General features: G+C 70.5%; 11 protein-coding genes. 9 read left to right on the plus strand and 2 right to left on the minus strand.

Annotation, left to right across the window (positions count from 1 at the left end):
* From ROTAS13_RS13345 to trpA, 4 genes are all read left to right on the plus strand, one after another.
* Window positions 1–706: glycosyltransferase family 2 protein (locus ROTAS13_RS13345; protein WP_075822587.1), on the plus strand; the 706-nt coding region annotated here is incomplete at its 5' end.
* Window positions 703–1392, plus strand: coding sequence for a TVP38/TMEM64 family protein (locus ROTAS13_RS13350; RefSeq protein ID WP_019460958.1), 690 nt, complete (start codon window positions 703–705; stop codon window positions 1390–1392). The genes ROTAS13_RS13345 and ROTAS13_RS13350, both read left to right, overlap by 4 nt.
* 463 nt (window positions 1393–1855) lie before the next feature.
* Window positions 1856–3073 carry a tryptophan synthase subunit beta gene (gene trpB, locus ROTAS13_RS13355; protein ID WP_058389826.1) on the plus strand — a complete coding sequence of 406 codons (1218 nt, stop codon included), beginning with the start codon at window positions 1856–1858 and terminating at the stop codon, window positions 3071–3073.
* 11 nt (window positions 3074–3084) lie between these two features.
* Window positions 3085–3951 (plus strand): tryptophan synthase subunit alpha, encoded by an 867-nt coding sequence (trpA, locus tag ROTAS13_RS13360; protein ID WP_051004858.1) that lies wholly within the window; start codon window positions 3085–3087, stop codon window positions 3949–3951.
* A gap of 112 nt (window positions 3952–4063) precedes the next feature.
* Here the strand turns inward: trpA and ROTAS13_RS13365 are convergent, their stop codons facing one another.
* Entirely contained in the window at window positions 4064–4327 is a 264-nt protein-coding gene (locus ROTAS13_RS13365) for a sulfurtransferase TusA family protein (RefSeq protein ID WP_019461373.1), read from the minus strand.
* A 115-nt stretch (window positions 4328–4442) separates the two neighbouring features.
* Between ROTAS13_RS13365 and ROTAS13_RS13370 the strand changes: the two genes are divergently transcribed.
* From ROTAS13_RS13370 to ROTAS13_RS13385, 4 genes are all read left to right on the plus strand, one after another.
* Window positions 4443–4886, plus strand: coding sequence for a MucR family transcriptional regulator (locus tag ROTAS13_RS13370; RefSeq protein ID WP_019461372.1), 444 nt, complete (start codon window positions 4443–4445; stop codon window positions 4884–4886).
* A gap of 119 nt (window positions 4887–5005) precedes the next feature.
* Window positions 5006–5473 carry a Fur family transcriptional regulator gene (locus ROTAS13_RS13375; RefSeq protein ID WP_051004856.1) on the plus strand — a complete coding sequence of 156 codons (468 nt, stop codon included), beginning with the start codon at window positions 5006–5008 and terminating at the stop codon, window positions 5471–5473.
* Window positions 5470–6318, plus strand: a complete 849-nt coding sequence (locus ROTAS13_RS13380) for a GNAT family N-acetyltransferase (RefSeq protein WP_019461370.1) — start codon at window positions 5470–5472, stop codon at window positions 6316–6318. The genes ROTAS13_RS13375 and ROTAS13_RS13380 overlap by 4 nt, the downstream gene beginning before the upstream one ends.
* Before the next feature lie 8 nt (window positions 6319–6326).
* Window positions 6327–6710 (plus strand): hypothetical protein, encoded by a 384-nt coding sequence (locus ROTAS13_RS13385; RefSeq protein ID WP_019461369.1) that lies wholly within the window; start codon window positions 6327–6329, stop codon window positions 6708–6710.
* A 122-nt stretch (window positions 6711–6832) separates the two neighbouring features.
* Here ROTAS13_RS13385 and rpsA read toward each other — a convergent pair whose 3' ends face one another.
* Complete coding sequence (gene rpsA / locus ROTAS13_RS13390; protein WP_019461368.1) at window positions 6833–8548, minus strand: 30S ribosomal protein S1; 1716 nt, start codon at window positions 8546–8548, stop codon at window positions 6833–6835.
* Between the two features lie 525 nt (window positions 8549–9073).
* Between rpsA and ROTAS13_RS13395 the strand changes: the two genes are divergently transcribed.
* Entirely contained in the window at window positions 9074–9715 is a 642-nt protein-coding gene (locus ROTAS13_RS13395) for a cysteine hydrolase (protein ID WP_058389825.1), read from the plus strand.
* The last annotated feature ends 170 nt before the right edge of the window (window positions 9716–9885 follow it).

Raw genomic sequence — 9885 nt, forward strand, 5'->3', positions numbered from 1 at the left:
TCGCCTTACGGTGGAGCTGTGCGTAGATGTGATCAAGAGACAGCGGATCGACGCCGCCGCCGCCTCCGGCCTCGCGGTACGGCGGCTCAGCCATGCCCGCTCCTGCGGCCAGTCCGCCGGGGTGGTGACCGGCGTGCGCCATGCCCGCGCCCCCTGGATCGCCACGCTGGACGGCGACGGCCAGAACGACCCGGCCGACATCCCCAGGCTCTGGGCCAGGGCGCGGCAGGAGAACCCGGCGGAAGGCGCCCCGGGGCAGGCCGTGCTGGTCGCCGGCTGGCGCACCACGCGCAAGGACACGGCGGTGAAGCGGCTGAGCAGCCGCGTCGCCAACCGCGTCCGCGCCCGCCTGCTGGGCGACGCCACGCCCGACACCGGCTGCGGGCTGAAGGTCTTCCCCCGCGCGCTCTTCCTGGAGCTGCCGCCCTTCGACCACATGCACCGCTTCCTGCCCGCCCTGACCATCCGCCAGGGCGGCCGCGTGGTGAGCGAGCCGGTGAACCACCGTCCCCGCACGCGCGGCGTCTCCAACTACGGCACGCTGGACCGCCTCGCGGTGGGGATCGTGGACCTGCTGGGCGTGATGTGGCTGCAACGGCGCTGGAAGCGGCCCCGGCTGGCCTACGCCGCGCCCCCGCCACCACCCGCCGCCACGCCTGTCATCACGCCTGCCGTCACGCCCCCGGGCGCCCCCGCGCAGCCGTGACGCTGCCCGACCGTTCGCGCGGCGCGCTGCGCTCCATCCTCCGCCTGCTGCTGCTGGCCCTGGGACTCGCCCTGGCCGGCTGGGTGCTGCGCGAACTGGGCGAGGACCACGGCATCGCCTTCATGAGCGCCCAGATGCGCGGCGGCGGCCTCTGGGCGGAAGCCCTCTTCGTGCTGGTCGGCGCCGCCGCCACCGCCGTCGGCGCGCCGCGCCAGGCGGTGGCCTTCCTTGGCGGCAGCGCCTTCGGCGCCCTGGCCGGCGGCGGCCTTTCCATGCTGGCCCAGGTGCTGGGCTGCGCCCTGGGCTATGGCTGGGCCCGGCTGATCGGGCGCGAATGGGCCGCCCGCCGCCTCGCCGGGCGCTTCGGCCGGCGCCTCAAGCCCATGCACGACGTCCTCGCCGGCTCCCCCTTCGGCGCCACCCTGGCGCTGCGCCTGCTGCCCGTCGGCAACAACCTCGCCCTCAATCTCCTCGCCGGCCTGTCCGGCGTCGCGGCGGGCCCCTTCCTGCTCGGCTCGGCCATCGGCTACGTGCCGCAGACAGCGGTCTTCGTGCTGCTGGGCGAAGGCGTGGCGGTGAACCAGTCCACCCAGATCGCCCTCGGCGTGGCGCTCTTCGCACTCTCCGCCCTGCTCGGCTGGTGGCTCCTGCGCCGCCACCGCGCTGGCCGGGCGATCGAGGGCTGATCCGGGAACGGCTTGCCGTTGCGCCGCCCCGGGTGAAGGGCGCCGCCTTTCCCCCGGACCCCCTATCCGCCAGGACCCTGAGGGTCCTGGACCTCCCGTTCGTTGGCGCTCACTGATGCCGGATCGCGGGTGCCGCCAGCGCGGACACGTTGCTTTTCTTCTTTCCGGGAGCCCCGCGCTTCCACCTGCCCCAGGGATCGGGCCGCAGGCTGATGGCCACCACGGGAACCCACGAAAGCCCGGGGTCCGGGGACCGGCTTCGGTCCCCGGCGGAGAGGGGGTCCGGCGGGAGAGGCAGAGCCTCTCCCCCGGCGGCCAGCCACGGAGAGCGACGCAGGGCCATCCGGAGGGAAGGTGCGCGGGAGGCAGGACCATTCCGGCCGTCGCATCAGCCTCCCATGTCCTGCCCTGTCGCAATCCGCCCATGCGCGCTATCTGCCCTCTGGACCAGAGGACGCCCCCGATGAACGAGACCCTGCCCAACAGCCTGCGCTCCGGCCCCGACAGCCGCGGCCGCTTCGGCGGCTTCGGCGGCCGTTTCGTGGCCGAGACGCTGATGCCCAACATCCTGGAGGTCCAGGCCGCCTATGACGCGGCGCGCAAGGACCCGGCCTTCGAGGCGGAGTGGCGCCTCCTGCTGAAGGACTATGTGGGCCGCCCCTCGCCCCTCTGGTTCGCGGAGCGGCTGACGAAGCACCTGGGCGGCGCCAAGGTCTACCTGAAGCGCGAGGAGCTGAACCACACCGGCGCGCACAAGATCAACGCCGTGCTGGGGCAGATCCTGCTGGCGAAGCGCATGGGCAAGACCCGCGTGATCGCCGAGACCGGCGCCGGGCAGCACGGCGTGGCCACCGCCACGGCCTGCGCCCTGTTCGACCTGCCCTGCACCGTCTTCATGGGCGCCACGGATGTGGCGCGGCAGAAGCCCAACGTCTTCCGCATGAAGCTGCTGGGCGCGGAGGTGGAAGCCGTCACCTCCGGCGCCGCCACGCTGAAGGACGCGATGAACGAGGCGCTGCGCCACTGGGTCGCGCATGTCCACGACACCTACTACTGCATCGGCACGGTCGCCGGCCCCGCCCCCTATCCGGAGATGGTGCGCGACTTCCAGTGCGTGATCGGCGACGAGGTGCGGGAGCAGCACATGGCGCTGGAAGGCCGCCTGCCGGACGCGCTGGTCTGCGCCGTGGGCGGCGGCTCCTCCGCCATGGGGCTGTTCCACCCCTTCCTCGATGATGAATCCGTGAAGATCTACGGCGTCGAGGCGGCCGGGCGCGGCATCGAGAGCGGCGAGCACGCGGCGGCCATCAACGGCGGCCAGCCCGGCGTGCTGCACGGCAACCGCACCTATCTGCTGCAAACGCCGGAAGGCCAGATCACCGAGGCGCATTCCATCTCCGCCGGGCTCGACTATCCCGGCATCGGGCCGGAGCATTCCTGGCTGCACGAGATCGGGCGCGTGCAATACGTCTCCGCCACCGATGCGGAGGCCCTGGAGGCCTTCCAGCTCTGCTCGCGGCTCGAAGGCATCATCCCCGCCCTCGAATCCGCGCACGGGCTGGCGCATGTCATGAAGCTGGCGCCCAGCATGGGCCGGGAACAGACCATCGTGCTGAACCTCAGCGGACGCGGCGACAAGGACATCTTCACCGTGGCGCACCACCTGGGGGCCGAGATCTGATGGCCGGGACCATGACGCAAGGGAGCACGGCAGGCACCGCCGCGCCGAAGGGCCGCATCGCCGCCCGCTTCGCCGCGCTGAAGGCGCAGGGCAAGGGGGCGCTGGTGCCCTACCTCCAGGCCTATGATCCCGACCTGGAAACCTCCCGTGCCCTGCTCGCCGGCCTGCCCGCGGCAGGAGCGGACCTGGTCGAGCTCGGCGTGCCCTTCACCGACCCGGCCGCCGACGGCCCCTCGATCCAGCGCGCCGGGCTGCGCGCGCTGAAGGCCGGCGCCACCCTGGCCGGCGTGCTGGAGATGGTGCGCGGCTTCCGCGCCGCCGAGGCCGAAATCCCCCTGGTGCTGATGGGCTACCTGAACCCGATCCTCGCCTATGGCGCCGAACGCTTCTGCGCCGACGCCGCGGCGGCCGGAGTGGACGGGCTGATCGTGGTGGACATGCCGCCGGAGGAAGCGGACGAGCTGGCGCCCTTCGCCACGGCGCAGGGGCTGGACCTGATCCGCCTGATCGCCCCCACCACGGACGATGCCCGCCTGCCCTTTGCGCTGAGTGGCTCGGACGGCTTCGTCTACCACGTCTCCATCACCGGCATCACCGGCACGCGTTCCGCCGCGACGGAGGAACTGCGCCGCAACGTCGGCCGCATCCGCGCCGCGACGACGCTGCCGATCGGCATCGGCTTCGGCATCCGCACGCCGGAACAGGCCGCCGACGCCGTGCGCGTGGCCGATGCGGCGGTGGTCGGCACGGCGCTGATCGACACCCTGGCCGCCACGCTCGATTCGGAAGGCCGCGCCGGGCCGGACACGGTCCGCAAGGTGCTGGAGCATGTGCGCGCCCTGGCCGATGCCGTCCACACGGCCCGCATGCCGGCCTGATCGCCTCAACCGCGCGCCCCGTGTCCAACCCCGGGGGAAAGGCGCAGCCTTCCCCCCTCAGGTGGCGCGACGCCGGACGCCAGGGCTCGGCCGGGACCGCTACCGCCCCGGCTCAGGCGCCCCCGCGTCGGAGCCACAGCCGCACCAGCCCCTCCCCGGCCTCGTCCTGCGCCAGAACCTGGTGCCCCTGCTCCACCGCCGTGCGGGGCACGTTCCGCACCGGCTCGGCGCCCCGCATCTCCACCAGAAGAACCTGTCCCGGCGCCATGCGATCCAGGGCGAGGCGGGTCCGGACGAAGGTCATGGGGCAAGTGTCGCGTGTGATGTCGATGCGTGAATCATAGTCGAGCAACTCTTCTTCACCTGAACTGATCATAAAACCTCCTGTTGTTTTTCTGCCCATCCGCGTCTATTTAGGTTCGTGCAGGCTCCCGCCAAATTCCAGGATATTGCGCGGGTGCTCCGGGACTATGATCTCAAGGAGAGTCAACATGGCCGATGCGCCGGCCCAGGAAGAGACACGTGGCGACGTACTGGCTCTGACGGCTCAGATCGTCGCGGCACACGTCTCCAACAACAGTGTCCAGCACAATGACTTGCCTGGGCTGATCACGGAAGTCCACCGCGCGCTCCTCGGTCTTGGCAAGCCGGCCGAGCCGGCGCCGGTGGCCCGCCCGGAACCTGCCGTGCCGGTGAAGAAGAGCATTACGCCCGACTATCTGGTCTGTCTCGAGGACGGCAAGAAGCTCAAGATGCTCAAGCGGCATCTGATGACGCACTACAACCTGACGCCCGAGCAGTACCGCGAGCGCTGGGGCCTGCCGCCGGATTATCCGATGGTCGCCGCGAACTACGCCCAGCACCGCTCCTCCCTGGCCAAGAGCATCGGCCTGGGAACGCGCCCGCGGGGCCGGAGCCGCCGCGCGGGCGGCTGAGGCGCGGGAACATGACGGTGTCGTGGACCCGTCATGTTTGCCGTGGAGGGCCAGGGATGGGTAATGTGCCGCCCAGCCGGCACTTCCCGCTCCGCCGGGGACAAGACTAGAACGGACGCATGGACGCAGCACGCCCAGACCCATCCCGCATCGAGCGCCTCTGCGTCGAGCGTGGTCTCAAGATGACCGGCCAGCGCCGGCTGATCGCGCGCGTGCTGAGCGAGGCCCAGGACCACCCGGATGTCGAGGAAGTGTACCGCCGGGCACTCGCCATCGATTCCAAGGTCTCCATCGCCACCGTCTACCGCACCGTCCGGCTGCTGGAGGAAAAGGGCATCCTGGAGCGCCATGACTTCGGCGGCGGCCGCGCCCGCTACGAGCCGACGGATCACGGTCACCACTATCACCTGATCGACGTCGACTCGGGCAAGGTGATCGAGTTCGAGGATGCCGCCCACGAGCGCCTGGTGCAGGAGATCGCCGCGCGGCTCGGCTTCTCCCTGATCGGCCAGCGGCTGGAGCTCTTTGGCCGCAAGCCCAAGGGCGAGGCCCTGGCGCGGCAGCGGGATACGGACGGCGAAGGATGAGCGTGGTCCGGGGGGTGATCCGTGACAATTTCCATGCCCCCCCTCCCATGACCGATGCCGGCTTCGGGGAGCTGCGCGCCGGCGAACTCGGCGTGCGGATCGCGGTGCGGGACTGGGAGATCGAGGCCGCCCAGGCCCTGCGCTGGAAGGTCTTCTACGAGGAGATGGGCGCCCGCCCCACGCCGGAGATGCGCCCCGGCCGCGATGTCGATGCCTATGACGCGGTGGCGGACCACCTGCTGGTGGTGGACCACAGCCTGGGCGAAGGCCCGGAATCGGTGGTCGGCACCTACCGCCTCATCCGGCGCGAGGCCGCGGCGCTGATCGGCCGCTTCTACTCCGCCGACGAGTACGACCTGCGCCCGCTGCTGGGCCTGCCGGGGCAGATCCTCGAACTGGGCCGTTCCTGCGTCGGGGAGAACCACCGCACGCGCGGCAGCCTGCAACTCCTCTGGCGCGGCATCGCCGCCTATGTGCACAAGCATCGTGTCGAGGTGATGTTCGGTTGCGCCTCCCTGCCCGGCACGGATCTGGACGTGCTGGCGGAGCCGCTGACCTATCTCGCCCTCAACCACATGGCGCCGCCTCACCTGCGGCCACGCGCCTTGCCGGCCCGCTACGAGAGCATGGTCCGGCTCGACCCGTCGCAGGTCGGCCGCAATGCGCTGGCGGACCTGCCGCCGCTGGTGAAGGGCTATCTGCGCCTCGGCGGCTTCGTCGGCGACGGGGCCGTGGTGGACCACCAGTTCAACACCACCGATGTCTGCGTCGTGGTGAAGACTGACCAAGTGACGGAAAAATACTTCAAGCACTACGAGCGCAAGGCAGGCTGGAGCTCGGAATAGCCCCGGCCATGCGCCGCCACGCCCTCGCCCTGCTGGCGCTGCTCCCCTTCCTCCCGCCCGCCGCCCGGGCCCAGGATGTCCCGCGCGACCCGTCCGCGCAGCTTATCGACACGCTGATCCACCACATCGCCCCCTGCCGCGGCGACGTGCCCGTGCCGCCGGACGCCGTGCTGGAGTTCGAGGTCCAGGTGGACGCCGCGGGCCGCGTGCTGGCCGTCCGCCCCGCCTACCGCCGCCCGCCCATGCGCCAGGAACTCCGTCCCCTCTACGAGGACCTGCGCCGCGCCCTCTTCGACCCGCGCTGCGGTCCACTGCCCCTGTCGCGCCCGCAGATCTTGCTGCTCAACCGCAGCATCCTGGTGTTCTACGGCAGCGCCCTGCGGCGAAGCTGACGCACCGCCCTTTGGGGACAGGGCTCCGCCCCGCCCCCAAACCCCCATTCCACCTGGAACGCGAAACGCCCCGGGGATCTCTCCCCGGGGCGTTCCCGTAACCTTCGCCGTGGGGCGGAGGCTCAGTCCTCGGTCATCTGGTTGCGGCGACGGATCGCGGCACCCAGGATGTCGCCCAGCGAGGCGCCGCTGTCGGAGGTGCCGTACTCGCGCACCGCCTCGCGCTCCTCCTCGACCTCCTTGCCCTTGATGGTCAGGCTCAGGCGGCGGGCCGCCCGGTCCACCATGACCACCTTGGCATCGACCTTCTCGCCCACCGCGAACTTCTCGGGGCGCTGGTCGTTGCGGTCGCGGGCCAGCTCGGCGCGGCGGATGAAGCCGGTGAGGATGTCCTCGACCTTCACCTCGATGCCGTTGGCCTCGATCTTCGTCACCACGCCGGTGACGACGTCACCCTTGCGGACGCGATCCAGCACCTCGGCGGCCGGGTCGGACTGGAGCTGCTTGATGCCGAGGGAGATGCGCTCCTTCTCGATATCCACGTCCAGCACCTTGGCCTGGACGGTGTCGCCCTTGTGGTAGTTGGCCATGGCCTGCTCGCCGGTTAGCTCCCAGGACAGGTCGGACATGTGGACCATGCCGTCCAGGTCCGGGCCCAGGCCGATGAAGAGGCCGAACTCGGTGATGTTGCGGATCTCGCCCTCGACGGTCGAGCCCGGCGGGTGCTGCTCCAGGAACTGGTCCCAGGGGTTGCCCTGCGCCTGCTTCAGGCCCAGCGAGATGCGGCGCTTCGGCTCGTCCACGTCCAGGATCATCACCTCGACCTCCTGGGAGGTGGCGACGATCTTGCCCGGATGGACGTTCTTCTTGGTCCAGCTCATCTCGGAGACATGGACCAGGCCTTCGACGCCCGGCTCCAGCTCCACGAAGGCGCCGTAGTCGGTGATGTTCGTCACGCGGCCGGAGAACTTGCCGTTCACCGGATACTTGACGGCCACACCCTCCCACGGATCGGCCATCAGCTGCTTCATGCCGAGCGAGATGCGCTGCGTCTCGGGGTTGAAGCGGATGACCTGCACCTTGACCTGCTGGCCGATGGTCAGGGCCTCGGAGGGGTGGTTGATGCGGCGCCAGGCGATGTCGGTGACGTGCAGCAGCCCGTCCACGCCGCCCAGGTCCACGAAGGCGCCGTAGTCGGTGATGTTCTTCACCACGCCGTCGAGCACCATGCCTTCCTTCAGGCCCTGGATCAGCTCGCTGCGCTGCTCGGCACGCGTCTCCTCGAGAACCGCGCGGCGGCTCACGACGATGTTGCCGCGGGCGCGGTCCATCTTCAGGATCTGGAAGGGCTGCGGGGAGCCCATCAGCGGCCCGACATCGCGCACCGGGCGGATATCGACCTGCGAGCCCGGCAGGAAGGCCACGGCGCCGCCGAGATCGACGGTGAAGCCGCCCTTGACGCGGCCGAAGATCGTGCCGTTCACGCGGTTGCCGGCCTGGAACTGCTTCTCCAGGTTGGTCCAGGCTTCCTCGCGGCGCGCCTTCTCGCGGGACAGGACGATGGAGCCGTCCTTGTCCTCGTAACGCTCGACGAAGAGCTCGACCGTGTCGCCCGGCTTGACCTCGGCCTTCTGGCCCTGGGGGGCGAACTCGCGCAGCGGGACGCGGCCCTCGCTCTTGAGACCGACGTCGACGACGGCGACGTCGTCGTCCACGCGGATGACGCGGCCGGTGACGACGGAGCCGGCGAAGCCGGTGTCAGCGCCGAGGGTCTCGTCGAGGAGGGCAGCAAAATCCTCGGAAGCCGCGGCGCGGTCGAGGGTGGTGGCAGATGCCATGTAGTTGTCTGTTCCTGAAACGGCGGCGCCTTCGGGGGGAAGGGAGCCGCTGGGCCTGCGCCCCGACCTCCGGCTCCGCTTCAGCGAGCAGCCGGGACCGGCACGTCTTGCCCGGCTTGGCCGGGCCGGTGGGGGGATGTGGCCCGTGGTGGGCTCCGACGAACCTTTCCGGTGAAGAACCGTTCCGGTTCCGGAAACCGCAGCACAGGCACGCGGGGGAAAACCTTTCCCCCGCGACGATCGGGCTTTTACGCCCCACGCAACGATCCGGTCAAGGGAAAGCGTGACTCGCCGCCGCACCCCGGTCCCGGTGCAACCCGCTTCCCGCCGGAAGCATGCTGGCCGGCATGAACAGCCGGTGAAAGCCGCCCCTCCGGCCCTTCCGCCCCCTTCGGCCGGGCTGGCACCGCACCATGTCCCTGTGCGTCTTTCCGTCGCATCCTCCACCTCCCGCCCGATGCCTTAACGGCCCGCGGGAGGCCGGACCGGCAGCCCGGACCAAGAGCCCAGAGCAGGAGCAAGCGCATGACGCCCGCCAGGACCGCCCTCGTCCTCATCGAGTACCAGAACGACTTCACCACCGAGGGCGGCGCCCTCCACGAAGCGGTGAAGCCGGTGATGCAGAGCACCGGCATGCTCGGCCACACGGTCGAGACGGTGCGCCGCGCACGGGAGATGGGCGCCCTGATCGTCTGGTCCCCGATCTCCTTCGCCGAGGGCTATCCGGAGCTGAACCCGAAGCCCTACGGCATCCTCAAGGGCGTGGTGGACAGCCAGGCCTTCCGCAAGGGCACGTGGGGCGCGGAGATCACCGAGGAGCTCACGCCCGAGCCCACCGACATCGTGCTGGAGGGCAAGCGCGGCCTCGACGCCTTCGCCAGCACCAACCTGGACTTCATCCTGCGCCATCGCGGCGTGGAAGCCATGGCGCTGGGCGGCTTCCTGACCAACTGCTGCGTCGAATCCACCATGCGCAGCGGCTACGAGAAGGGCTTCGAGGTCGTCACCCTCACCGACTGCACCGCCACGGTCAGCGAGGAGGAACAGCGCCTCGCGGTGGAAAAGAACTACCCCATGTTCTCCCGCCCCATGACCCACGACACCTTCCTGGCCGAACTCGGCGGCACCACCCCCGCCGCCGACGCCTCCCACGGCTACACCCGCTGAGGGATCGCACTGGATGATCCGGCCGGGGCCAGAGGGGCCCTGCCCCTCTGGACACCCCGCCCAGGGACGTCAGTCCCTGGGGACCCTATGAGCGCTCCGCGAGGAGGGGGCTGCGACCGCCGTCGCGCCTGTCTCTTGATCACATCTACGCACAGCTCCACCGTAAGGCG

Origin of the sequence: Roseomonas sp. TAS13 (assembly GCF_001950415.1) — a bacterium.
GTDB classification, from domain to species: Bacteria; Pseudomonadota; Alphaproteobacteria; order Acetobacterales; family Acetobacteraceae; genus Roseomonas; species Roseomonas mucosa.